The 22,996-nt window shown below is 64.0% G+C and carries 21 protein-coding genes and 1 pseudogene; 14 read left to right on the top strand and 8 right to left on the bottom strand.

Translation table 11 applies throughout. The annotated features are described in order from the left end of the window. Window positions 1–24 precede the first annotated feature (24 nt). The 8 genes from ftsZ to AU465_RS01000 all read left to right on the top strand — a co-directional run bounded on the left by ftsZ (window position 25) and on the right by AU465_RS01000 (window position 10,154). Window positions 25–1,680, top strand: a complete 1,656-nt coding sequence (gene ftsZ, locus AU465_RS01035; RefSeq protein WP_192243152.1) for a cell division protein FtsZ — start codon at window positions 25–27, stop codon at window positions 1,678–1,680. 423 nt (window positions 1,681–2,103) lie between these two features. Next, window positions 2,104–3,051 carry a UDP-3-O-acyl-N-acetylglucosamine deacetylase gene (gene lpxC, locus AU465_RS01030; RefSeq protein ID WP_192243150.1) on the top strand — a complete coding sequence of 316 codons (948 nt, stop codon included), beginning with the start codon at window positions 2,104–2,106 and terminating at the stop codon, window positions 3,049–3,051. 335 nt (window positions 3,052–3,386) lie between these two features. Next, a complete protein-coding gene (locus AU465_RS01025) occupies window positions 3,387–4,256 on the top strand; it encodes an outer membrane protein assembly factor BamD (protein ID WP_192243148.1) in 870 nt (289 codons plus the stop codon). A gap of 8 nt (window positions 4,257–4,264) precedes the next feature. Next, window positions 4,265–5,938 (top strand): DNA repair protein RecN, encoded by a 1,674-nt coding sequence (gene recN / locus AU465_RS01020; protein ID WP_192243146.1) that lies wholly within the window; start codon window positions 4,265–4,267, stop codon window positions 5,936–5,938. Between the two features lie 194 nt (window positions 5,939–6,132). Then, window positions 6,133–8,340 carry an NAD-dependent DNA ligase LigA gene (gene ligA / locus AU465_RS01015; RefSeq protein ID WP_192243144.1) on the top strand — a complete coding sequence of 736 codons (2,208 nt, stop codon included), beginning with the start codon at window positions 6,133–6,135 and terminating at the stop codon, window positions 8,338–8,340. Next, the gene (locus AU465_RS01010; protein ID WP_192243142.1) at window positions 8,340–9,026 is read left to right on the top strand and encodes a DUF2461 domain-containing protein; all 687 of its coding nucleotides are present in this window, start codon (window positions 8,340–8,342) and stop codon (window positions 9,024–9,026) included. Before ligA ends, AU465_RS01010 begins: the two co-directional genes overlap by 1 nt. Window positions 9,027–9,132: 106 nt before the next feature. Continuing rightward, window positions 9,133–9,861, top strand: a complete 729-nt coding sequence (locus tag AU465_RS01005) for an AzlC family ABC transporter permease (RefSeq protein ID WP_192243140.1) — start codon at window positions 9,133–9,135, stop codon at window positions 9,859–9,861. After that, entirely contained in the window at window positions 9,858–10,154 is a 297-nt protein-coding gene (locus tag AU465_RS01000) for a branched-chain amino acid transport AzlD family protein (protein WP_192243138.1), read from the top strand. The genes AU465_RS01005 and AU465_RS01000 overlap by 4 nt, the downstream gene beginning before the upstream one ends. Window positions 10,155–10,175: 21 nt before the next feature. Here the strand turns inward: AU465_RS01000 and AU465_RS00995 are convergent, their stop codons facing one another. From AU465_RS00995 to AU465_RS00985, 3 genes are all read right to left on the bottom strand, one after another. After that, window positions 10,176–12,020: an aminopeptidase P family protein gene (locus tag AU465_RS00995; protein ID WP_192243136.1), complete on the bottom strand. Its 1,845-nt coding sequence runs from the start codon at window positions 12,018–12,020 to the stop codon at window positions 10,176–10,178. Between the two features lie 97 nt (window positions 12,021–12,117). Beyond that, on the bottom strand, window positions 12,118–12,990 hold the full coding sequence (locus tag AU465_RS00990) for a 50S ribosomal protein L11 methyltransferase (RefSeq protein WP_192243134.1): 873 nt from the start codon (window positions 12,988–12,990) through the stop codon (window positions 12,118–12,120). 78 nt (window positions 12,991–13,068) lie between these two features. Beyond that, window positions 13,069–13,653 carry an SCO family protein gene (locus AU465_RS00985; RefSeq protein ID WP_312891175.1) on the bottom strand — a complete coding sequence of 195 codons (585 nt, stop codon included), beginning with the start codon at window positions 13,651–13,653 and terminating at the stop codon, window positions 13,069–13,071. A gap of 294 nt (window positions 13,654–13,947) precedes the next feature. Between AU465_RS00985 and AU465_RS00980 the strand changes: the two genes are divergently transcribed. The 3 genes from AU465_RS00980 (at window position 13,948) to AU465_RS00970 (ending at window position 15,957) form a co-directional block, all read left to right on the top strand. Further along, window positions 13,948–14,433, top strand: a complete 486-nt coding sequence (locus tag AU465_RS00980) for a CreA family protein (RefSeq protein ID WP_246505803.1) — start codon at window positions 13,948–13,950, stop codon at window positions 14,431–14,433. A 164-nt stretch (window positions 14,434–14,597) separates the two neighbouring features. Then, window positions 14,598–15,239 (top strand): DapH/DapD/GlmU-related protein, encoded by a 642-nt coding sequence (locus AU465_RS00975; RefSeq protein ID WP_192243130.1) that lies wholly within the window; start codon window positions 14,598–14,600, stop codon window positions 15,237–15,239. A gap of 292 nt (window positions 15,240–15,531) precedes the next feature. After that, complete coding sequence (locus tag AU465_RS00970; RefSeq protein WP_192243128.1) at window positions 15,532–15,957, top strand: low affinity iron permease family protein; 426 nt, start codon at window positions 15,532–15,534, stop codon at window positions 15,955–15,957. Between the two features lie 106 nt (window positions 15,958–16,063). Here the strand turns inward: AU465_RS00970 and AU465_RS00965 are convergent, their stop codons facing one another. Then, window positions 16,064–16,930, bottom strand: coding sequence for an SDR family NAD(P)-dependent oxidoreductase (locus tag AU465_RS00965; protein WP_192243126.1), 867 nt, complete (start codon window positions 16,928–16,930; stop codon window positions 16,064–16,066). 173 nt (window positions 16,931–17,103) lie between these two features. Between AU465_RS00965 and AU465_RS00960 the strand changes: the two genes are divergently transcribed. Continuing rightward, window positions 17,104–17,385: a hypothetical protein gene (locus AU465_RS00960; protein ID WP_192243124.1), complete on the top strand. Its 282-nt coding sequence runs from the start codon at window positions 17,104–17,106 to the stop codon at window positions 17,383–17,385. Window positions 17,386–17,391: 6 nt separating this feature from the next. On the opposite strand, the gene AU465_RS00955 is transcribed toward AU465_RS00960, so the two are convergent. After that, window positions 17,392–17,967 (bottom strand): TMEM175 family protein, encoded by a 576-nt coding sequence (locus AU465_RS00955; protein ID WP_192243122.1) that lies wholly within the window; start codon window positions 17,965–17,967, stop codon window positions 17,392–17,394. A gap of 142 nt (window positions 17,968–18,109) precedes the next feature. Here AU465_RS00955 and AU465_RS00950 point away from each other — a divergent pair, with 142 nt between their 5' ends. Beyond that, window positions 18,110–19,318: an MFS transporter gene (locus tag AU465_RS00950; protein ID WP_192243120.1), complete on the top strand. Its 1,209-nt coding sequence runs from the start codon at window positions 18,110–18,112 to the stop codon at window positions 19,316–19,318. A gap of 21 nt (window positions 19,319–19,339) precedes the next feature. Here AU465_RS00950 and AU465_RS00945 read toward each other — a convergent pair whose 3' ends face one another. From AU465_RS00945 to AU465_RS00935, 3 genes and pseudogenes are all read right to left on the bottom strand, one after another. Then, a complete protein-coding gene (locus tag AU465_RS00945) occupies window positions 19,340–20,812 on the bottom strand; it encodes an MATE family efflux transporter (protein WP_192243117.1) in 1,473 nt (490 codons plus the stop codon). 161 nt (window positions 20,813–20,973) lie between these two features. Continuing rightward, a pseudogene (locus AU465_RS00940) lies at window positions 20,974–21,207 on the bottom strand (Atu4866 domain-containing protein); the annotation flags it as partial. 11 nt (window positions 21,208–21,218) lie between these two features. Then, entirely contained in the window at window positions 21,219–21,767 is a 549-nt protein-coding gene (locus tag AU465_RS00935) for a hypothetical protein (protein WP_192243113.1), read from the bottom strand. Between the two features lie 104 nt (window positions 21,768–21,871). Between AU465_RS00935 and AU465_RS00930 the strand changes: the two genes are divergently transcribed. Further along, window positions 21,872–22,786, top strand: coding sequence for a LysR family transcriptional regulator (locus AU465_RS00930; RefSeq protein WP_192243111.1), 915 nt, complete (start codon window positions 21,872–21,874; stop codon window positions 22,784–22,786). The last annotated feature ends 210 nt before the right edge of the window (window positions 22,787–22,996 follow it).

The raw sequence follows: 22,996 nt of genomic DNA, 5'->3' as shown, positions 1-22,996 counted from the left end.
GGGAAAGGCAAAAGGACGGAGACAATGACCATCAATCTGCAAAAGCCGGACATTACCGAGCTGAAGCCACGCATCACCGTGTTCGGTGTTGGCGGCGGCGGCGGCAACGCGGTCAACAACATGATCACCGCCGGCTTGCGCGGCGTCGAATTCGTGGTGGCCAACACCGACGCGCAGGCGCTGACGATGTCGAAGTCGGAACGGCTGATCCAGCTCGGCGCGCATGTCACCGAGGGGCTCGGCGCCGGCTCGCAGCCGGAAGTCGGTCGCGCTGCCGCGGAAGAATGCATCGACGAGATCATCGATCATCTGTCCAACACGCATATGTGCTTCGTCACCGCCGGCATGGGCGGTGGCACCGGCACGGGCGCTGCGCCGGTTGTTGCCCGCGCCGCCCGCGAGAAGGGCATCCTTACCGTCGGCGTCGTCACCAAGCCGTTTCATTTCGAGGGCCAGCGCCGCATGAAGACGGCCGACATGGGCATCGAGGAGCTGCAGAAATGCGTCGATACGCTCATCGTCATCCCCAACCAGAACCTGTTCCGGCTGGCCAATGACAAGACCACCTTCGCCGATGCCTTCGCCATGGCCGACCAGGTGCTCTACTCCGGCGTGGCCTGCATCACCGACCTGATGGTCAAGGAAGGCCTGATCAACCTCGACTTCGCCGACGTCCGTTCGGTGATGCGCGAGATGGGCAAGGCGATGATGGGCACCGGCGAGGCTTCGGGCGAGGGCCGCGCGATGGCCGCCGCGGAAGCCGCGATCGCCAACCCGCTGCTCGACGAAACCTCGATGAAGGGCGCCAAGGGCCTGCTGATCTCGATCACCGGCGGCCGCGACCTCACCCTGTTCGAGGTCGACGAAGCTGCGACCCGCATCCGCGAGGAGGTCGACCAGGACGCCAACATCATCCTGGGCGCCACTTTCGACGAGGAACTGGAAGGCGTGATCCGCGTCTCCGTGGTCGCCACCGGCATCGACAAGTCGGCGGCCGAAATCGCCGCGGCGCCGATCTCGATCCGCGCGCCGCAGAAGCCGGTCGCCCGGCCGGCGGCGCCTGCTCAGGAAAGCCGTCCGGCGCCGGTTCAGCAGCAGGCTTACGAACCGCGCGCGGTCGATCCGGTCGCCGAGGCGATCCAGCTTGCGGAGGCGAACGCCGCCGCGATGGCGCAGCCGCGCCCCGCGCCGGTCGACGACTTCCAGCCGCAGAGCAAGATCTTCCAGGCTCCCCCGGCCCAGCCGCGTCCGCAGCCGGTGGTGCCGCAGCAGGCCATGCAGCCCGCGCCGCAGCGCGAGATGCCGCAGCCGATGGCGGCGGCGCCGCAGCGCATGCCGCGCGTCGAGGACTTTCCGCCGGTGGTGAGGGCGGAAGTGGAAGCCAAGACCCGTCCCGCCGACCATGAGAACAGCGGTCCAATGGGGCTGATCAAGCGGCTGACGAACGGCCTGACCCGCCGCGAGGAAGAGCCGGCCCGACTGCAGCCGGCGCAGCCGCGCGAGCCGAAACTGCGCCAGGCGGCACCGGAAATGCGCCGCCTCGCCAGCCAGGATCCGCAGCTCTACGCGCCGCGCCGCGGCCAGCTCGACGACCAGGGGCGCCTCACGCCGCAGAGCCGCACTGTGCAGGAAGACGACCAGTTGGAGATCCCGGCGTTCCTGCGCCGCCAGGCCAACTAAGTTAAAGCGCGCCGCGACAGGCGGCGCGCTTTAAGCCTTGTTTGATGCATGTCGTTTCTCCCAAAACCGCTGCACACTTTTGGGCGACATGCACTAACGATATATAACAGTTGTTAACAGGCAGGTGGGGAATCGTCTGCCTGTTGGCGTTAAAAGCTCTTCTAAAACAAAGCGTTACGGACGCTTTCTCGTTCAATCTCGCGGTTACAGAGGGTAAGAAACCGTGATTTGGAGTCTCCCAGACGGGCCATTATCTTCGCGTCGGACTTAAGTCGGTTTGCCGGGATTCGGGGAGTTGGCCCTGCCTGCCGATCATATCAGAGCCGCATGCCCTGTTCATTGCCGCGTTGCGCGGATGCCAGATGATCCATCTGGTTGAAAATGCTCAGAGGCCGACAAAGCGGACGCTGGCAGCTAGGGCTTATGGGGTTTGTCTTGCACGACTATCAGACGACAGTTAAAGCGCGCGTGACATTGACCGGCACGGGCGTCCACAGCGGCAAGCCCGTCACTGTTCATTTCCTGCCCGGCGACGCCGATACCGGCATCGTGTTTCACCTTTCGAATGGCGGCGAGGGGCGCGAGTTTCGCGCGCTAGTCTCTGAGGTCGGGGCCACCGACCTTTGCACCATGCTCGGCGATCCGGCAGGTGAGCACATCGGAACCGTCGAACACCTCATGGCGACAGTGTTCGGACTCGGCATCGACAACCTCATCATCGAGATCGACGGTCCGGAGGTTCCCATTCTCGACGGCAGCGCCGTGGCCTTTGTCGAGGCTTTCGACCAGGCGGGCATCGAGACGCTGGCGGTCAAGCGCCGCTATATTCGGGTGGTCAAGCCGGTTCGTATCGAAGCCGGCGCATCCTGGGCGGAGTTCCGCCCTTATGACGGCACGCGATTCGAGGTGGAGATCGATTTCGAGAGCCCGGCCATCGGCCGCCAGCTCTTTGCCTCCGACATCAACCCCGACATCTTCCGTCGCGACATCGCGCGTGCGCGCACCTTCGGCTTCATGAAGGATGTCGAGCGGCTGTGGGCCGCCGGCTACGCGCTCGGCTCGTCGCTAGAGAACTCGCTGGTCATCGGCGACGACAACCGCGTCATCAATGTCGGCGGACTGCGCTATCCCAACGAATTCGTCCGCCACAAGACGCTCGACGCCATGGGCGACCTGGCGCTTGCCGGCGCGCGCTTCATCGGCTGCTTCCGCTCCTATCGTGGCGGCCACCGGATGAACGCGGCGGCGCTGCGCCGCCTGCTGTCCGACCGCACGGCCTTCGAGATCGTCGAGACGCAGCGCCGCGAGCGCGGCCGCGTCGCCGAGATGATCGCCGTCAGCGGACCGGTCTACGCGCCCTGGGTGATCTGAAGCGGTCTTTGCTTAGCTTCCGCGCCTGATCTCATAGGCCACAGGTCCGAGCCGCAGGCACAGCGTTTCCAATGCTTCCGGCCTGTAACGTTTCCTTTGCGACCGACGACGTAGCATCCCGCATGGTGTCGCGAGGCGTGGTCGCCGGGTTTGATGTGGGGCAGGGGTGTGTGGTAATAATGCATCACCGGAGCGCCAAATCGCGCGGTGGGCTCAGCGCTATGCCGCCGCCACAAAAATGTGCGATTGGCCGGACATAGCGTTGCCGGGCAAGGGGATAATGGTTTATGGCTGCGGCCCGGACCGAAACGACGCCGAAAGGGCGGGATCCAAACATGTTTTTTTCGCGAGTTGGTCAATCGAGGGCGCCGTATAGGGCTGTTTTCCTGGCGTTTTCGTTGGTCGTCCCGTCGCTGCTGCTGTCGGCCTGCATGTCGTCCGAGAAGGACGTCAATCTGGCGACCTATGTCGACCAGACCGAACCCGCAGACGTCCTCTACAACCAGGGCCTCGCCAACCTGAATGCCGGCCGTCTCGATGAGGCGAGCAAGAAGTTCGACGCCGTCGACCGCCAGCATCCCTATTCGGAATTCGCCCGCAAATCGATGGTGATGGGCGCCTTCGCCGACTATCGCGCCGGCAACTACGACGAGGCGATCGGTTCCGCCAAGCGTTACCTGACGCTTTATCCGTCGACCGACGATGCCGCCTATGCGCAGTACATCATCGGCTTGAGCTACTACCGGCAGATCAAGGACGTCACCCAGGATCAGAAGGAGGCACGCCAGACCGTGCAGACCATGCAGGACCTGGTGACGCGCTGGCCGACCTCCGAATATGTCGACGACGCCAAGGACAAAATCCGCTTCGCCACCGACCAGCTCGCCGGCAAGGAGATGCAGATCGGCCGCTACTATCTCGAACGCCGCGAATATATCGCCGCCGTCAAGCGCTTCCGCACCGTGGTCGAGACTTACTCCAACACGCGCCATGTCGAGGAAGCGCTTGCGCGCCTGACCGAAGCCTACTACGCGATGGGCCTGACTTCGGAAGCGCAGACTGCCGCGGCGGTGCTCGGCACCAACTATCCGGACAGCCAGTGGTACAAGGATTCCTACAAGCTCCTGCAGAGCAACGGGCTTCAGCCGCGTGAAAATGCCGGATCGTGGATCGCCAAGGCCGGGAAGCTGATCACCGGCGCCTGACACCCCTGATGCTGTCCAGACTGTCGATCCGCGATATCGTCCTGATCGAGAAGCTGGACATCGACTTCTTGCCTGGACTTTCGGTGCTGACCGGAGAGACCGGCGCCGGCAAATCCATCCTGCTCGATGCGCTGTCGCTGGCGCTTGGCGCGCGCGGCGACGCTTCTCTCGTCCGCCATGGCGCGGCACAGGGCCAGGTCATCGCGGTGTTCGACGTGCCACGCAACCATCCGGCGCGTGCGCTGCTTTCTGACAATGCCATAGAGGATGACGGCGACATCATCCTGCGTCGCGTGCAGACGGCCGATGGCCGCACGCGCGTCTTCGTCAACGACCAGCCATCCAGCGTCACCTTGATGCGCGACGTCGGCCGCGCGCTGGTCGAGATTCACGGCCAGCATGACGAGCGCGCGCTCGTCGATCCCGGCGCCCATCGCGAATTGCTGGACAGTTTCGGCGGCCATCTCGGCGCCGTGCGCGGCACGGGCGAGGCCTGGCGCTACTGGCGGAACTGCGAGCAGGAGCTTTCGCGGCACCGCGCCAGGGTCGAGGCGGCGGCGCGCGAGGCCGATTATCTCAGGGCCTCCGTCGCCGAGCTGGCGAAGCTCGATCCGCAACCCGGCGAGGAGACCGAGCTGGCCGAATTGCGCGCCCAGATGATGCGCGCCGAAAAGATCGCGTCCGAGATCCACGATGCGCAGGATGTGCTGTCGGGGCCGTCTTCGCCGCTGCCGCAGCTCGCCAGCTTGTTGCGGCGGCTGCAACGCAAGGCAGGCGAAGTGCCCGGCCTGCTCGACGACGTGGTGAAGTCGCTCGACGAGGCCATGATCTCGCTCGACGCAGCGCAATCTAGCGTCGAGACGGCGCTTCGCGCCACCGAATACGATCCGCAGCGCCTGGAAAAGGCGGAAGAGCGGCTGTTTTCGCTGCGCGCGGCCTCGCGCAAGCACAATGTCGCGGTCGACGATCTGGCGCAACTGCGCGACACGATGGCGGCCGACCTTGCCGATCTCGACGCGGGGGAGGAGCGGCTGCACGGGCTTGAGAAACAAGCCGCCGCCGCACGCGAGGCTTACGAGATATCCGCGGCGCAGCTCTCTTCGCTGCGCCATGCAGCGGCAGCCGGCTTGACCAAGGCGGTGATGGCCGAATTGCCGGCTCTGAAGCTCGAGCGGGCCGAGTTCGTCGTCGAGATGGTGAGCGATGCCGAAAGCCGCATGGAGGACGGCATCGATCAGGTCGAGTTCTGGGTGCGCACCAATCCGGGCACCAGGCCGGGGCCGATGATGAAAGTGGCATCCGGCGGCGAGCTGTCGCGCTTCCTTCTGGCGCTGAAGGTGGCGCTGGCTGACCGAGGTTCGGCGCCGACTCTGGTCTTCGACGAGATCGACACCGGCGTCGGCGGCGCGGTGGCCGACGCCATCGGCCAGCGATTGGCACGGCTCTCGAAGCGGGTGCAGGTGCTTTCGGTCACCCACGCGCCGCAAGTAGCGGCGCGCGCCGCCACGCATTTCCTGATCTCCAAGTCCGGCGGCAAGGATCGCGTCGCCACCGGCATCGCCGAGATGGACCGCGCCGCGCGCCAGGAAGAGATCGCGCGCATGCTGGCCGGCGCCACAATCACCGACGAGGCACGCGCCGCCGCTGAACGGTTGCTGCGCGAGAATACGGCGGCAGCTTAGGCTGCGTTGATATTCAGATGATTCCGGGCTGACCTGAATCTCATCACACCCTGCAAAGCTCTGTTTCCCCGGCTCGGAGGATGAGTCAGCAGATGGCTGCATCCTGCTGTTCAGGAATGATTTTTGCGCAAGCCGACTCCCTGCCGGCGAATCCTGATTTATAGTGGCCCGCCACAATTCGAGGACCGCGCTTCATGTCGGAAAAACCAGTCGAATCGCTGAGCGAAAGCGAAGCCGCGGAGGAGCTGAAGCGGCTGGCGGTGGAGATCGCCGAACACGACCGGCGTTATCATACGGAGGACGCGCCGACGATCTCGGACGCCGAGTATGACGCGCTTGCGCGGCGTAACCTTGCCATCGAGGAGCGCTTTCCCGATCTCGTGCGCGAGGACTCGCCGTCGCGCCGGGTCGGCGCGCCGCCGGCGGAAGGTTTTGCCAAGGTACGCCACGCAGTGCCGATGCTCAGCCTCGCCAAGGCCTATACCGACCAGGACGTCGCCGATTTCATCGAGCGCGGCCGGCGTTTCTTCGACCGCGACAAGGATCTCGACATCGCCTTCACGGCCGAACCGAAGATCGACGGGCTGTCGGCTTCGCTGCGCTATGAAAACGGTGTGTTCGTGCAGGGCGCGACGCGCGGCGACGGCGCGGTCGGCGAGGATATCACCGCCAATCTGAAGACCATTGGCGATATTCCGAAGGCGCTGAAGGGCTCAGGCTGGCCCGATGTCATCGAGATCCGCGGCGAGGTCTATATGACCTATGCCGAATTCGAGGCGCTCAAGCAGCGTTCGGCGGCTGTCGGCGGCCAGGACTATGTCAACCCGCGCAACACGGCGGCCGGGTCGCTGCGCCAGAAGGACCCATCGGTCACCGCCAGCCGCAACCTCAAATTCTTCGCCTATGCCTGGGGCTATACCACGGCGGATCCGGCTCCGACCCAGTATGGTTCGGTGCAGAAATTCGCCGAGTGGGGGTTCAAGGTCAGCCCGCTGATGGTGCGGGCGAAGTCGATCGACGAGCTCATTGCTCACTACCACCGGATCGAGGAGCAGCGCTCCTCGCTCGGCTACGACATCGACGGCGTCGTCTACAAGGTCGACCAACTGGAGCTGCAGCGCCGCTGGGGTTTTGTCACCGGCGAGCCGCGCTGGGCGGTCGCCCACAAATTCCCGGCCGAGCAGGCGATGACGACGGTCGAGAGGATCGACATCCAGGTCGGCCGCACGGGCACGCTCGCGCCGGTGGCGCGGCTGGCACCGGTGACGGTCGGCGGCGTGGTGGTGGAAAACGTCACGCTGCACAACGAAGACTACATCAAAGGTTTCGACAGCAACGGCCAGCCGATCCGTGACGGCATCGATGTCCGCATCGGCGACACGGTCGTCATCCAGCGGGCAGGGGACGTCATCCCGCAGATCGTTAGCGTCGTCATCGACAAGCGGCCTCCTGATGCGGTGCCTTACGAATTCCCGCATACCTGTCCGGTGTGCGGCTCGCCGGCGACGCGTGAGATCAACGAGAAAACCGGCAAGGAAGATTCGCGGCGCCGCTGCACCGGAGAGCTGATTTGCGCCGCGCAGGCCGTGGAGGGACTACGCCACTTCGTATCGCGTGGCGCGCTCGATATCGAAGGGTTGGGCGCCGAGAACATCGACCTCTTCTTCAATGCCGGGCTGGTCAGGACCGCGGCCGACATCTTCACGCTGAAGGATCGCCGGCCGGCCGTCACCAAGGCGCTGGCCGAGCGGCGCGAGGAGCAGGCGAGACTGCGCGAAGAGGCGTCGGGCAAGACGCGCAAGAATGTGCGCAGCGTCGAGGAGCGCAACTACGAGGGCCTCGACAAGCTGTTTACGGCCATCGACGCGCGCCGCGAGCCGGAGCTCGACCGCTTCATCTTCGCGCTCGGTATCCGCCATATCGGCGAGACGACGGCAGCTGTGCTTGCCCGCCAGTTCTCGACCATCGAAGAGCTGATCCGTGTCGGCAAGGAGACGGCGAAGGCGGAGGATCCGCACACCGTCTTCCCCTCGATCAACGGCATCGGCGATACGGTGATCGGCGCGCTGCGGGACTTCTTCGGCAACGAGCGCAATGACGACGTGCTCGACGCGCTGCTCGCGCAAGTCCACCCGAAGCCCTATGTCGTCGAGATTTCGGCCGGCAGCGAAGTCTCCGGCAAGACAGTGGTATTCACCGGCACGCTGGAAAAGATGACGCGATCCGAGGCCAAGGCGATGGCGGAGCGTCTCGGCGCCAAGGTCGCGGGCTCGGTTTCGGCGAAGACCGATCTGGTGGTGGCGGGGCCGGGTGCCGGCTCCAAGCTCAAGACCGCGACCGACCTCGGCATCGAGGTGATCGACGAAGATACCTGGCTGCAGCGCATCGGCAGGAGCGGCTGATGGCCGGCGCGTTCAAGGGTTTTGGCGAGAAGGCAATCCCGTTCCTGAAGGCGCTCGACTTCCATCAGAGCCGCGAGTGGTTCCAGGAAAACCGCGATCTCTACGAGCGCGAGCTGCAGGAGCCATTCTGCAATCTCGTCGAGGCGCTCAGCGAGCGTTTTGCGGCGGCGGGACTCGGCCTGCGCGGCGACCGCAAGAAGTCGCTGTTCCGCATCAACCGCGACGTGCGCTTTTCCAAGGACAAGCGGCCCTACAACCGCCATTTGTCGGCCATCCTGTCGCCAGACGGCACGAAGATGGAGCAGGGCGTATTCTACGTGCATATCGGGCTCGAGCGCTGCTTCGCCGGCGTCGCCTGGTGGCAGCCGGCGCCGGAACTGCTGCAGGCGATGCGCAAGGCGATCGTGATAAAGCCGGCGCTGTTCCGTGGCATGGTGGCGGCGCTGAAGAAGGGCGGGCTGGCGCTCGATGCGGAAGACTGCCTGAAGCGTGCGCCGCGAGGCTTCGAGGATGTCGCCGAAGCCGATCTTGCCCAAGCCGTCCGCAACCGCCATTTCGTGGTCCGGCACGACATCGATCCCGCCGCCATCCACACGGCGGCACTAGTCGACGGCCTTGTCGACTTCACCTTGCGCGCCCGACCGCTCCTCGACTGGGGCAGGGCGATCCAGGGCAAGACCGGATAACCGGAAATCCGTTTCGCGATCAGTTCCGCTGATCGTCGGCTCAAGCGAATTGGTGTGACAAGGAAGGCGACGCTCCCTACATCAAGTCGCTCAAGGGAGCAGTTGGATGTCGGCGGAAGCTATCTCCGAAAGCGGCGTGAAGAGTGATTTCTGGGACGGCGTGCGGCTGTCGATGCCGGTCGTCGTCGCTTCGGCGCCGTTCGCGGTGCTGTTCGGCGCGCTCGCCGTCGACAACGGCTTTTCCGTTCTCGAAGCCTTCCTGATGAGTGCCATGATCTATGGCGGCGCCAGCCAGATGGTCGGCATCGAGCTGTTCGGCCAGCATGTCGCGCCGTGGCTGATTGTGCTCTCCATCTTCGCGGTGAATTTCCGCCACGTGCTCTATTCCGCCGGCATCGGCCGCCGCATCGCGCACTGGCCGGTGCTGCAGCAGGCACTCGGCTACTTCATCCTGACCGATCCGCAATATGCCGTGGCCGAGGCGCGGGCGGCCTCGGGTCAATCGGTGGGGTTCGTCTGGTATCTCGGGCTCGGCCTGCCGGTCTATGTGTTCTGGGTGGCCGAAAGCGCGCTTGGCGCGGTGTTCGGCAAGCTTATTCCGGACACGCATGCGCTGGGCATCGATTTCCTGCTGCCGATCTACTTCCTCGGCCTAGTCCTCGGTTTCCGCAAGCGGCCGCTGTGGCTGCCGGTGGTCGCCGCGAGCGCGGCCGCCTCGATCGTCGCCTACAAGACGGTCGGTTCGCCCTGGCATGTCTCGATTGGCGCCATTGCCGGTGTGCTGCTGGCGGTGATCTTGCCGCCACACCACAGCGGCGTGGGGAAAAGGCCATGAGCACGACCTTCTGGATCATCCTTGCCGGCGCGGTAGCCACCTATCTCACCCGCGTCGGCGGCCACCTCGTCATCTCGCGCTTCGACAACATCCATCCGCGCGTCGAGGCGGGCTTGAACGCCGTGCCGGCCGCGGTGCTGACGACGCTGGTGGCGCCGGCCGCACTCGGCGCGGGGCCTGCCGAGTGGGCGGCACTGATCGTCACGGCGATCATGTCGCTGCGCGGTGGCCTGATGGCGATGTTTTTGGCCGGCGCTGCGGTGTTGATCCTGGCCAGGCAGTTCGTCGGGTAGGGCGCGCCCTGCTCTGCGCGCCTAGATCTTGGCGTCGTGCGGTAGCGCCGCGGTGGCTTTTTCCAGCCAGGCCAGCGTCTCGCCATCCACCATTGGGCCGATCTCCGCCAAGACCCGTGCGTGATACTGGTCGAGCCAGTGCAGTTCGTCGCGCGTCAGAAGATCGGTGCGGATGAGGCGCTTGTCGATCGGCGCCAGCGTCAGCGTCTCAAAGCCATGCACCGCAATGTCGCCGCCTTCGATCTGTTCGGCGGGCGTGACAAGAATGAGGTTCTCGATGCGGATGCCGTAGGCGCCCTCCTTGTAGTAGCCCGGCTCGTTGGAAAGCATCATGCCGGCAAGCAGCTTCTCGGTGCCGGTGCGGGCGATGCGTTGCGGCCCTTCATGCACGGCAAGATAGGAGCCGACTCCATGGCCGGTGCCATGGGCGAAGTCGCAGCCATGCTTCCAAAGCGCCATGCGGGCGACCGCGTCGATCTCCGAGCCGCGCGTGCCGGCCGGAAAGCGCAGCGTCGAGATGCCGATCATGCCTTTCAGCACCAGCGTGAAGCGCTCGCGCATCTCCTCGGTCGGCTGGCCGATCGGCACGGTGCGGGTGATGTCGGTGGTGCCGTCCTGGTACTGCCCGCCGGAATCGAGCAGGAACAGCTCGCCGCTCCGAAGCTTTCGGCTGGTGGCGCGCGAGACGCGATAATGCATGATGGCGCCGTTCGGCCCGGCGCCGGAAATGGTGTCGAAGGAGACGTCGCGGAGCGGCATCTGCGTCTCCTCGCCGGTCTGCCGGCGCACCTCTTCGAGCCTGGTCACGACGTCGATCTCGTCGAGTGTGTCCGGCATCTGCCGGTCGAGCCAGCAGAGCAACTTCGCGACCGCGGCGCCGTCGCGGCGGTGCGCGGCGCGGCTGCCGGCGATCTCGGCCTGGTTCTTGGTGGCGCGCGGGATACGGGCGGGGTCGGCGGCCGAAACGACCTTGCCGCCGTTGTCCTCGACCAGCATCTTCAGCTTTTCCGCCGCCAGCACGGGATCGAGCGCGATCTTAGCGCCATGCTTGGCAAGGTCGGCGACGGCCGCTTCGAACTCGCCCGGATCGTGCAGGTCCGCAAGCTGGGTGAGATAGGCGGCGACCTGGCGCGAGAATTTGCGCGGGTCCATGAAGAGCTGGTGCTTGCCGTCGGCGGCGAGGATGGCGAAGCCGAGCGCCAGGGGCGTGTGCGCCACGTCGCCGCCACGGATGTTGAAGGCCCAGGCTATTGAGGAGGGGTCGGTGAGCACGGCGTGGGTCGCGCCGTCCATTTCGATCGCGCCCGCCAGCCGCGCCAGCTTGTCCTTGGCGAGTTCGCCGGCGAAGGCGATCGGGTGGAGCTCCACCGGTGCGCGCGGCGGCTCCGGCTGGTCCTTCCAGATGACGTCGATCGGGTTCTTGTCGAGCGGCACCAGTGTCGCGCCGGACTGCTCGGCCGAAGCTTTCAGCGCCTTGACCTCGCCGATCGAATGCAGCCAGGGATCGAAGCCGAGCCTGGTGCCCTTGCCGAGATTGTCCTTGATCCAGGAGGCCGGCGGATTGTCGACAAGGCTCTCGACGGTGAAGATCGAAAGGTCGACCTCGCCCCTCACCTGCAGGGTGTAGCGGCCGTCGACGAAGATGATGGCGCGGTCGCGCATGATGATGGCGACGCCGGCCGAGCCGCTGAAGCCGGTCAGCCATTTCAGCCGCGCCGAGCGGTCGGCGACATACTCGCCCTGATGCTCGTCGGCGCGCGGCACCATGAAGCCGTCCAGGCCGTTCTCAGCCAGCCATTCGCGCAACATCGCCACACGCGGCTTGCCGACGGCCGGATCGCCGGCGGAATCAAAGGTCTGGAACATGGTCGTCTCCCTCGAATGCGAGCCGCGACCGTAACGCATACACCTTCAAACCGGAATCAGTTTCGGCAGGGCCAGGCGGGATTGAATCGAGTCTGATTCACCGCTTGAGGTGGATGGTCACCCAGCCCTCGCGATGCAGGGTGCGGACGTGGCGGAAGCTCTGGCCGACATAGGCAGAGATCACCGCATCGCGCTGGCGGTCGAGGATGCCGGAGAGCACCAGTGAGCCGCCCAGCCTGACGTGCCGGGCCATCTGTGGCGCCAGCCGCATCAGCGGCCGCGCCAGGATGTTGGCGACGATCAGGTCGAAGGGCGCGCGTCTGGCGAAGATCGGATGGTGGAAGCCGGGCGCCGTCACCGTCTCGACGAGCGCCTTGACATGATTGAGCCGCGCATTGGTGGCAGCGACGCCCACCGCGACGGGATCGATGTCGGTCGCAAGTACCGGAATATGCGCGAGCTTCGCCAGCGCAATCGCCAGCACCGCGCTTCCTGTTCCGAGGTCGAGCGCGTCGCGCGGTCGCTCGCGCAGCACCACCTGTTCCAGCATTTCGAGGCAGCCGGCGGTGGTGCCGTGATGGCCGGTGCCGAAGGCGAGGCCCGCCTCGATCTCGATGGCGAGATCGCCGCTGCGGCGCTTGCCGCGATCATGCGCGCCGTGAACAAAGAAACGTCCGGCGCGGACCGGCTTCAGCCCTTCGAGCGAACGCGCCACCCAGTCGATGTCGGGGAGCGCCTCGCGTTCGACCCGCTTCGGCAGGGCGAGGCCCGCGAGAATGTCCTTGATCCGGGCTTCGACGGCATCGACATCGCCATCGGCGTAGAGCGACACTTCGTGGATGTCGTTGGCTTCGTCTACCTCCAGCACGGCAAGCGGCAGGCCTTCGTCTTCGAAGGCGGCGTCGAACGCCGCGAAGATGCGGTCGGCCTCGGCCTTGCCCGCGGTGAAATGGAGCCTGGTCTGCCCCATCAGGGCCGCTCTTGTTTAAGCATGATCATTTCCGAGAACCGGTTCCCACTTCTTGCTACGCCGACCTTCGGTTCGGGATCATGCCTGGCCGCCCGCCGCAAGCCGCTTCAACTTGGCAATGGCGGTGTCGGCGCTTTCGCCATAGGCGATCGTGCCGGCGAACTCGCCCTTGGCGTTGAGCAGCAGCACCGATGCCGTGTGGTCCATGGTGTAGTCGCCGTCGCCGGTGTCGACCTTCTTCCAATAGATGCCGAAGGCCTTGGCCATGGCATGGACCTTATCGGGATCGCCGGTGATGCCGGTGATGCGGTCGGAGAAGTTGCTGACGTAGGAATTGATGATCTGCGGCGTATCACGCTCCGGGTCCACCGTAACGAAGTAGGCGTTGAGGTCCTTGCCGTCGTCGCCCATCGCCTTCAGCCAGCCGGCCAGTTCGAACAACGTGGTCGGGCAGACTTCCGGGCAATGGGTGAAGCCAAAGAAGACAACGCTCGGATGCCCCCTGAACGCGGCCTCGGTGATCGGCACGCCTTTCTGGTCGGTCAGCGCGAAGGGCGCGCCGTATGGCTCGCCGCTGTACAATTTCCTGTACCATTGGAATGTCATGACGCCGGTGATCGCAACCATCAGCACCAAGATGCCTACGAGGATAAATCGCATTATGGGCGAGGGTTGGTTAGCCATTTCGATCTGCCGAAGGCGGGCTTGAGAGTGTTCGGAACAGCGGTTTGTCAATGACCTATCAAAACCGCGCTTCATTCTCGTATCACCATAGTTATCGGAAAGATCGACTCAAAGATGTCGCGATGCCGCAACCGGTGTCGGCGCTTGTACCAAGCACCACGCGCGCCGCAATACAAATGTAGAACGATGCTCCAGAGACGCGCGAACGTGCTTGCAAACTGGACAGTCCTATCCCACCTGACATCGGCTAAACGCGAACCCGAGGAGGCTTCCTTGCGAAAACTGATCGGCTTGATTGCCGCGTGCCTTGCCCTGAGCGCCGGCGCTGCGGTGGCGGACGAAGTCGGCAAGGTCGGCGTCGACTGGGTCGGCAACGACATCATGATCGACGCGATCAAGGATCCGAAAGTCGACGGCGTCACCTGCCACGTCGCCTATTTCGACCGCAGCATCATCGATCGGTTGCACAAGGGCAACTGGTTCGAGGATCCGTCGGATTCGTCGATCTCCTGCCGCCAGACCGGGCCGATCACCATCGGCGACATCGACATGAGCGAGGGCGGCGAGGAGGTGTTCAAGCAAGGCCTCAGCCTGATCTGGAAGAAGCAGGTGGTGAACCGCATCTTCGACAGGAAGAACGAGACGCTGATCTACCTCTCGCATTCGCGCCAGGTGCAGAACGGCTCGGCGAAGATGTCGGTCACGACCGTGCCGCTCTACGGCCAGAACGTCGTTTGGACGAAGGGCAAGCCGCAATAGGCCCGATCGGCCTCAAGCGCGTCGCGATCTTTCAGATTCGCTCCATGCGCTTAGGCTTTTTGATTTTACGCATGTCTTTGTCCCGAAACCGGTTCGGGAGACATGCTTTAAGCGAGCGATCGGTGCCGCTTGCGGGAGCAATCGCGCGGGCGTAAAGCCGCGCCATGGACCGTCCTGAACACCTCGTCCTCAAAGATCCCGAGCCGCACATCCATCCGACCGCGGAGCTGAAGGGATGCAAGCTCGGCCGCTATGCCTCGATCGGCGAGCGGGTGATCCTGCGCGATGTGACGGTCGGCGACTTTTCCTATTTCGAGCGGCATTCGGAAGCGATCTACACGACGATCGGCAAGTTCTGCTCCATCGCCGCCAACAGCCGTATCAACGCGCTCGAGCATCCGATCGAGCGGTTGACCCAGCACAAGGTCACGTACCGGCCGAACGAGTATTTCCGCTGGCTTGGCGTCGACGCGGCATTTCGCGAGCGGCGGCAGGCAAAGCCGGTCAGCATCGGGCACGATGTCTGGATCGGCCATGGCGCCGTCATCATGCCTGGTGTGGCGATCGGCAATGGCGCCGTCATCGGCGCCAACGCGGTGGTGACGCATGACGTGCCGCCTTACGCAATCGTCGCCGGCGTCCCGGCGAAGCCTCTGCGCCAGAGGTTCGCCGCCGACGTCGCGGCGCGCATCGAGAACCTTGCCTGGTGGGACTGGGCGCCGGAAAAACTCGCCAGGGCGATCCCGGACATGCAGTCATTGCCGATCGAGGCCTTCCTCGATCGTTGGGAAGGCGCAACACTCTGATTCTCGATGATTTTCCGGAAGACGGTGCCCCTCCCGCCATGCGGGGGTGGCGCAGCGGAAGGGGCTGGAGGTAAACCGCCGTGAAGCGGAAGCAGCAGGCTTTTGACCTGCACCGGCACTATGGCAGCAAACGGATAAGGTGTTTTTTCCGGGAGCTGCCCTTCTGGCGTGTGTTCAATTGCACCGGATGCAGTCGCGAAATAGCGTCGCCAGGGAACCGGGAGCGGCTGCCACTTGTTTTTGATCAGGATTCAGCCTTCGGCCGAACGCTTTGGCCGTTCACGGATTTTCGATGATCGAGAAGTTTTTCACCAGGATCGCCAATACCGTAGCGCATCTCGCCGGCATGCCGCCGACATTTGCCCTGTGCTGCTTGGTCATCGTCGTTTGGGCACTGAGCGGCCCGATCTTCGGCTTTTCGGATACTTGGCAACTCGTCATCAACACCGGGACTACGATCGTCACCTTTTTGATGGTGTTCCTGATCCAGAATACCCAAAATCGTGACAGCGCGGCCATCCAGACCAAACTCGACGAATTGATCCGGGTCAGCCGGGCCCACAACACCTTCATCGGCATCGAGCATCTGACTGAATCCGAGGTCGAGGAGATCCGCGAAAAATGCGAAAAGGCCGCAAAGCGGCATGACCGGGAGGTCGCCGCGGCGGCCGTGAAGAAAGCCGCGCAAAAGCACGCTCCCAAAAAACACGCCGCTTGAGCGCAGCCTTGTCGTTCGGGCACGACCTTTGCGAATTAAAGAAAAGATTGGCGCGGTAAGAACCGGACCTGCTCAGCTTATGGGCTTTCGGCTCGTGCGGGGTTCTCTAGCGGTTCATAAAGGCCGCGAACGCGTCCTTGTGATCCGGATGCCAGCGCGACAGGGCAGGGCGGTTTTCGATGATGTCGCCGATCGCCCAGGCTATGCGCTTTTCATCCGTCGGCCGCGCAACCTCGTTGTCCGGGCAAAGGATGTAGAAGTCGTCCTGCTTGAGCGATGCCAGCATGAAATCGATCACCTGCTCGCCGGTCCAGGCGCCGGCCGGCTTTTCCGTCGCGCCTTCGGTCAGGCCGGTATAGGTGAAACCCGGTATCAAGAGGTGTGCGGAGACCTTTGCTCCCGGCTCGTTGCGCAGCGCATGCGCCAGCCCCTCGGTAAATGTCTTCACGCCCGCCTTGGAGACGTTGTAGGCGAGATTGCCGGGCGGGGTGGTGATGCCTTGCTTGGAGCCGGTGTTGATGATCAGGCCCAGCCTGCCCGTCGCCAGCATGCGGGGCGCGAAGGCCTCGACGCCATGTACAACGCCCCAGAAATTGATGTCGAGCAGCCGCTTCCAGGCGTCACGGTTTTCCCACGGCTTTCCCGGATTGTTGCCGACCCCGGCATTGTTCATCAGCACTGAAACCGCACCGAATGCGCCATAGGTGAGTTCCGCCAGGCGGTCGACTTCGTCGGCACTGGCGACGTCGGTGGGAATCGGGAGAACGGCATCGTCCCCGGCGATGGCGGCGACCGCCTGCCGGGCCTGGTCGAGACGCACGCCGCCGATATCGGCAATCACCGTCTTCATGCCCATGGCCGCGAACCGTTTCGCCGCGGCAAGGCCGATGCCGCTGGCGCCGCCGGTGACGACGGCGACATTGCCGGCGGCGAAAGCGGGCAGGGCGGTCTGGATTTCGGCGTCGCTGGTCATGATCGATGTCCTTGTTCCGGTCGAGCCGAACTTAACGCCGGTCAGGGCCGAGACAAGCCTTGATCGCCGCAATGGACGACCGCGATGGCGGCAACGGGTTGGCCGCGATGGCGGCAACGGGTTGACCGCGGCAGCGTCCGCCGCGCATGCTGCAAAGAAAAAGGAGCTCGGCATTGACCGATTGGATCGGAATCCTGAAAGAGCAGACCGCCACCGGCGAGCAGATGGGCCGCGATGTGCCGAAGATGCTTGCCGACCCCAATATCAGCGAGGCGCAGGTCAAGACGCTGTTTTCGGCGCTGGAACAACAGGCGGATTTCGCCGAAAAGCTGCGCCTGGCGCTGGAGAAGTTCGGCCATGACTTTCCCGTCATCAAGGCCGCGGAGCGGCTGGAAGAGCGCTATGCCGATCTTGCGGCTTCCGCGGCCGAGAAGCTGAAGGCGATGCGGCAGTAACAGCCGCTACTTTTCGATGAGCCGTTCGAAGCGCCTGTCCGGCACGAACCATATCATCGCCACAGCCACATAGAGGGCGACGCCGATCCACTGGTTGACGTAGGTGAGCAGCACACCTGCGATGTAGATCGCCAGCGAGATCTTGCCTTTGCGGTCACGGCCCACTGCCTTGGCAAATGTCGTGTCCGCGCCATGCAGATGGCGCAACTCGATGACGAGAATGTAGTAGGCGAACGCGCAGAGCGCGAGGTCGACGCCATAAACGGCGACGGGCACCGGCGCGAAATGGTTCTCGCCCATGAAGGCGGTCGTCACCGGCATCAGCGACAGCCAGAACAGCAAGTGCAGGTTCGCCCATAGTACGCGGCCATCGACCCGCTGAACGGTGTGGAACATGTTGTGCAGATTGTTCCAGTAGATACCGACGTTGATGAAGGACAGCACGTAGCTGAAGAAGATCGGCCACAAGGGTGCCAGCGCTGAAAAGTCCTCACCGTGCGGGACCTTCAGCTCCAGCACCATGATGGTGATGATGATGGCCACGACGCCATCGGTGAATGCCTCGACCCTTCCCTTGCCCATGGTTCCTCCGTCATCGGTCGACAAACGTTACGGGAGGATTTCGCGCAAGGCCATACTGCCAGAATTGTCAGGAGGGCGTTCGGCAAGCGCGCAGGCCGCCACTACATGGGGCCGGGGGTTTGCAAACTGGCCGGAGGTTCCGATGACCAGCTACGCTCAGACCATCACACGCGACAAAGAACTTGGCGGCGGTATCGCAATGGCAGTCGTTGCGGCCATGATCGCAGCGCTCTTTGCCGGCAGCACCGCGCTGACGCCGCTCTACGTGATCTACAAACAGGCCTTCGGCTTCTCGCAGATCACGCTGACGCTGGTCTACGCAGTCTATGTGGTCGGCAATCTGGCGGCGCTGCTGTTTTTCGGCCGATTGTCGGACATCGTTGGTCGCCGTCCGGCAGCCATGGCGGCGATGGGCGTCGCCGTGGTCAGCGCGCTGTTTTTCCTCTTCGCCGAAAATCTGGCGTGGCTCGACGCCGCCCGTATCCTCAGCGGGCTCGGCATCGGGATCGGCGCGGGAACAGGCACCGCCTGGCTCGCCGAGCTGATCGAAGGCGAGGACAAGTCGCGCGCCGCCATCATTGCCACAAGCACCAACTTCGTCGGCCTTGGCCTCGGCGCACTGACATCGGGGTTGCTCGCCGAATATGCGCCCTGGCCGCTCAGACTGACATTCGCCGTCTATCTCGCACTGCTGGTGCTGGTCATGCTGCTGATCTGGCGCACCCGCGAGACCGTGTCTGAGCGGAGGCGGCTCTCAGACATCCCGATCCGGCCGCGGCTTTCGGTTCCCGACAGCATCCGCGCGCGGTTCGTGGCGCCTGCGGTGACCGGCTTCGGCGCGATGGCTCTTGTCGGCTTCTATGCGGCGCTGGCGCCGAGCGTTCTGGCCCAGCAACTGCACGTCACCAATCACGCCGAGGCCGGCGCACTGTTTTTCGAGCTGGCGGTCGTGACAGCCGCGACAATCCTGGCGACGGCACGGCTCGCCAGCCGCACCGTCATGCTGGCGGCACTTGTCCTGATGATACCGACGGTGGCGCTGGTCGTCGCCGCGCAGGTCTTTGCGTCGATGGCGATGATGATCGTCGCCACGGCCTTCTGCGGCGTGGCGGCGGCGCTCGGCTATCGCGGCGGCCTGCAAGTGGTGAACCACATCGCGCCGGCCGACCGCCGCGCCGAAGTGGTCTCGGCTTTCTTCATCTGCTGCTTCTGCGGCAACGCGTTGCCGGTGATCGGCATCGGCATGCTGTCGAGCCTGACGAATGCAACCGTCGCCAGCCTGGCCTTCGCCGGCATGATCACGATCTTCTCGCTGGTGGCGCTGGGGTTCGGCGCACGCTACGCGAAGTGATCTCGGGCAGCCGGCGCGTCCTCAGCCGTTCGGCGTCTCGGGCGAGAGGTGCGCACGCTGGCGCGGCACGCCGAGGCCGGTGTCCGGCGGTTCGCCGGCGGCCGGGCGGTCCTCGATCATGTGCATGGTCCGCCAGCGGCCGAAACGATAGTAGGCGGCGGCGAGCGCCAAAGAGGCGATCGAGCCGGCCGGAAAGCTCCACCACAGCGCTTCCTCGCCGATGACGCTTCGCATGGAATAGGCAAAGCCGGTGCGCACGATCAGCACCGAGATGATCAGGATGACCAGCGGCGGCATGACCGCGCCGGTGGCGCGCACTGTGGCGAAGAGCACAATGGTGATGCCGAACAGGATGAAGGACCAGGACGCCACCTTGTTGATGTGGGCGGCGATGTCGATCGCCGTGCTGTCGCCGCTCAGGAAAAGACCGAGCACCGGGCGGTCGAAGAGGAAAATCAGCGCCACCAGCGCGCCGGTGAGCACGAGGTTGAACCCGACGCCCGAAGCGGCGACCTTGCCGATGCGATCCCAGCGTCCGGCGCCGACATTCTGCGCCGCCATCGAGGAGACGGCGGCGCCGATGGCCAGAGCCGGCATCTGGATATAGGTCCAGAGCTGCGCCGCGATGCCATAGGCTGCCGCGACCTGGGAGCCGTAGGAGTTGACGATGCCCATCACGGTCAGCGCCGCGGCCGAGATGACGATCATCTGCAAGCCCATCGGAATGCCCTTGAAGACGACGATACGCAAAAGCGCCGGATCGGGCTTGAGCAGAGCGAGGTCGCTGCCCGCCAGTCGCAAAGGGTGCTTGCGCGCATAAAGCACGATCAGGATGGCGATCACGCTCACCGCCTGGCCGATCAGCGTCGAGGTGGCCGACCCGGCGATGCCAAGCGCGGGGAAGGGGCCGATGCCCCGGATCAGGAGCGGGTTCAGGACGACGTCGAGCACGACCGCCAGCGCCATGAAGACAAATGGCGTGCGCGAATCGCCAGCGCCGCGCAGCACCGTCATGACGAAGGACAAAAGATTCATCATCGGCACGGCGACGAAGATGATGCGCAGATAGGCGCGCGCCAGCGGCAAGGCGTCCGCCGGCGTGCCGAGCCCGGTGAGGATGGCGTCGACCCAGATCCAGCCGCAGACCGCGAAAACCACCGAGACGAGGAAGAAGAAGGTGGCGCTCGTGCCGACGATGCGCCGTGCCTCCGGCAGGTCGCGGGCGCCGACGGACTGCGCGACCAGAATGGTCGCCGCCATGCCGATGCCGAAGACCGTGCCGAGGATCAGAAACAGCACCAGATTGGCATTGGAGGTCGCGGTCAGCGCCGCTTCGCCGAGGAAGCGGCCGACCCAGACGGCGTTGATCGAGCCGTTGAGCGACTGCAGCACGTTGGAGCCGAGCACCGGCAGGGCAAATAAAAGCAGCGTGCGGGGAATGGGGCCGCTGGTCAGGTCGCTGGTCCGCCGGCGAGCGGGCTTGTCATCATCCATCGCGGGGCACCGAAAATGAATCAGGCCCGCGATCCTATCGCAGGCCTGTTTCGCATACATCCATTTCCGCCAGATCGGTGCCTGCGCTACCCGCCTGCAGGGTGAGCCGTATTGGAAGGGCCGGGCGCGAAATCCACGCCTTGCCCCCAAATTTCCACCGTCTATTGCCGATAGAGGATCATGCCGGCATGGTGCAGGATGCCGTCAACGAACTCGCCGTCGGCGGAGAAGCCGGTGTCGTCCCAATAGTCGATGTGGCTCGCATTTATCTCGTAGCGTCCCTCGTAGGCTTGCTCACGATTGCCGCGTGCCTCGACATAGCGACCGGTGGGCAGGAGTTCATGCCGGATATGGCCATCTGCCGTAACCCACATGCCGACGTAGGGATGGGTAGCATCGGTCATGCTCATTTGCCTTCCGCCTTCTGCCGATAGTAGTGTGCAATATCCTCCGGTTTGACCACCCGAGCGTAATTCAGCTCCTGACGGATCTTCCACGCGCCGTCGATGCAGACCCAGCCGAGCTGCGAGCGCCCGTCGAATGCGACGACCTCTCCGTCGAGGCGGCTGATCTGCCCGACAAAACCGATCGTCGTGGAGGCGATATTGCCTCCCGCAATCTGATCCTCACCGCCGGTGAGCGCGTGGAGAACGGAGCGCGCGCCATTCTGCAGATCCTCCCAGTTGGCTCCGTAGACAGCGGCGTTGTCGAAAAGCTGTGTCGAGCCGGGCGCGAAGTTGTCGTAGAAAACGCCCCGAGGCCTGTTCAAATCATAATAGCGGCTCATCTTCTCGGCGAAGACGAAAGTGGGATCTCCCTCATGGCGTTCCCACCCCTCCATGATCCATGATTTGTGAAGTGCAAGTGGAGCGTTGGCTCCGTCCTGCGGACAGGGTTGGGCCGCGACCGGTTCAGCCAGGGCCAGCAGGCAGGCTGCGAGAAATAGTGCTTTCATGTCGATATTCCTTCTGGTTGTCGAAAGGCACCAAAAGGTTGGACGAGAATCGATGTTGCGTGTATCTGTCGAATGCTCGACTAAGTGGTTAGCAGTGTTTGACAATGCAGCTAGACTATAATCTTCTCCCCCTCTTTCTTGCCGTGGCCGAGGAGGATAATTTTCGCGCCGCCGCTGATCGTCTAGGGGTCACCCGCTCTGCCGTCAGCCAGGGGATACGACGGTTTGAAGACAGTTTCGGTGCGATGCTCGTCACGCGGACCACCAGGGCCGTGCGCCTGACTGAGGCGGGGCAGCGGCTCTATGAGGCGCTCTGTCAGCCGATGTCCGATATCGCGCAGGTGCTCGAGGGTGTCGATGGCGACCAATCCCCCCGGGGGAGGCTGAGGATTGCGGTCACCTCGATTGCCGAGCCGTTTCTGTCCGGTCCTTTGTTGGCGGCCTTTGCCGAAGCGCATCCGCACGTGATTGTCGATGTCACCGTAACGGATGAGGAATTCGACATCGTTGCCGCCGGGTTCGATGCGGGGGTTCGGTTGGGCGAGGTCATAGAGCAGGACATGATCGCCGTGCCTGTCGGTGGACAAGTGAGAGAGGCTGTCGTCGCTTCTCCTGAATACCTCGTGGCGAACGGTATGCCGGAACATCCCCGCGATCTGGTCCGCCACCGCTGCATCGGTTGGCGCCGTTCGCCGGAAATCGCGCCTTACCGATGGGAATTCGAAGAAAACGGCACTTCCTTCAATGTCGCGGTTGAGCCGCAGATCACCACAAATGATTTGCGCCTCATGCTGCGCAGTGCGATGGCTGGGGCTGGTATCACCTTCGCTACCGAGGAGACTTTCCGCCCCTACGTCGAGAGCGGCGCGCTCGTCTCCTTGCTTGAGCAATATCTGCCGTCATTTCCGGGCTTTTTTCTATATTTCCCAAACAGAAGGAATATGGCCCCGAAGCTGCGGGCCCTGGTCGATCATATCAAGGCCGGCAACTCAGGCGGACGTCGCGGTCGATCGCGCTGACCACCACCGACCCCTTATCGCCGCGAGCACGGCAAAGTCAGCTTGTTCTCGCCGGCTCGGAGAGGCCAATTTTAGATGGTTGCGAGCCCGCGATGTTATCGCCAGCCCGTTTCATATGCATCCGCCCAGATCGGTGCCTGCGGTACCGGCCGCAGCTCTAGCTAGGGTCAGGACCCATTAATTTGTTGAGTTGATATCTGTTGGGTGATT

Origin of the sequence: Mesorhizobium silamurunense, assembly GCF_014843905.1 — a bacterium.
In the GTDB taxonomy this organism is placed as follows: Bacteria; Pseudomonadota; Alphaproteobacteria; order Rhizobiales; family Rhizobiaceae; genus Mesorhizobium; species Mesorhizobium silamurunense.
This window is presented reverse-complemented; position numbering and strand designations above follow the sequence as displayed.

Bases quoted from the DNA above. Each gene is read 5' to 3' on its own strand.
- recN (WP_192243146.1), top strand. From the start codon at position 4,265: ATGCTGTCCAGACTGTCGATCCGCGATATCGTCCTGATCGAGAAGCTG.
- ftsZ (WP_192243152.1), top strand. From the start codon at position 25: ATGACCATCAATCTGCAAAAGCCGGACATTACCGAGCTGAAGCCACGC.
- AU465_RS00930 (WP_192243111.1), top strand. From the start codon at position 21,872: ATGCAGCTAGACTATAATCTTCTCCCCCTCTTTCTTGCCGTGGCCGAG.
- AU465_RS00945 (WP_192243117.1), bottom strand. From the start codon at position 20,812: ATGGATGATGACAAGCCCGCTCGCCGGCGGACCAGCGACCTGACCAGC.
- AU465_RS00975 (WP_192243130.1), top strand. From the start codon at position 14,598: ATGGACCGTCCTGAACACCTCGTCCTCAAAGATCCCGAGCCGCACATC.
- AU465_RS00935 (WP_192243113.1), bottom strand. From the start codon at position 21,767: ATGAAAGCACTATTTCTCGCAGCCTGCCTGCTGGCCCTGGCTGAACCG.
- AU465_RS01025 (WP_192243148.1), top strand. From the start codon at position 3,387: ATGTTTTTTTCGCGAGTTGGTCAATCGAGGGCGCCGTATAGGGCTGTT.
- AU465_RS00955 (WP_192243122.1), bottom strand. From the start codon at position 17,967: ATGGGCAAGGGAAGGGTCGAGGCATTCACCGATGGCGTCGTGGCCATC.
- ligA (WP_192243144.1), top strand. From the start codon at position 6,133: ATGTCGGAAAAACCAGTCGAATCGCTGAGCGAAAGCGAAGCCGCGGAG.
- AU465_RS00965 (WP_192243126.1), bottom strand. From the start codon at position 16,930: ATGACCAGCGACGCCGAAATCCAGACCGCCCTGCCCGCTTTCGCCGCC.
- AU465_RS01005 (WP_192243140.1), top strand. From the start codon at position 9,133: ATGTCGGCGGAAGCTATCTCCGAAAGCGGCGTGAAGAGTGATTTCTGG.
- AU465_RS00995 (WP_192243136.1), bottom strand. From the start codon at position 12,020: ATGTTCCAGACCTTTGATTCCGCCGGCGATCCGGCCGTCGGCAAGCCG.
- lpxC (WP_192243150.1), top strand. From the start codon at position 2,104: ATGGGGTTTGTCTTGCACGACTATCAGACGACAGTTAAAGCGCGCGTG.
- AU465_RS01010 (WP_192243142.1), top strand. From the start codon at position 8,340: ATGGCCGGCGCGTTCAAGGGTTTTGGCGAGAAGGCAATCCCGTTCCTG.
- AU465_RS00950 (WP_192243120.1), top strand. From the start codon at position 18,110: ATGACCAGCTACGCTCAGACCATCACACGCGACAAAGAACTTGGCGGC.
- AU465_RS01000 (WP_192243138.1), top strand. From the start codon at position 9,858: ATGAGCACGACCTTCTGGATCATCCTTGCCGGCGCGGTAGCCACCTAT.
- AU465_RS00970 (WP_192243128.1), top strand. From the start codon at position 15,532: ATGATCGAGAAGTTTTTCACCAGGATCGCCAATACCGTAGCGCATCTC.
- AU465_RS00990 (WP_192243134.1), bottom strand. From the start codon at position 12,990: ATGGGGCAGACCAGGCTCCATTTCACCGCGGGCAAGGCCGAGGCCGAC.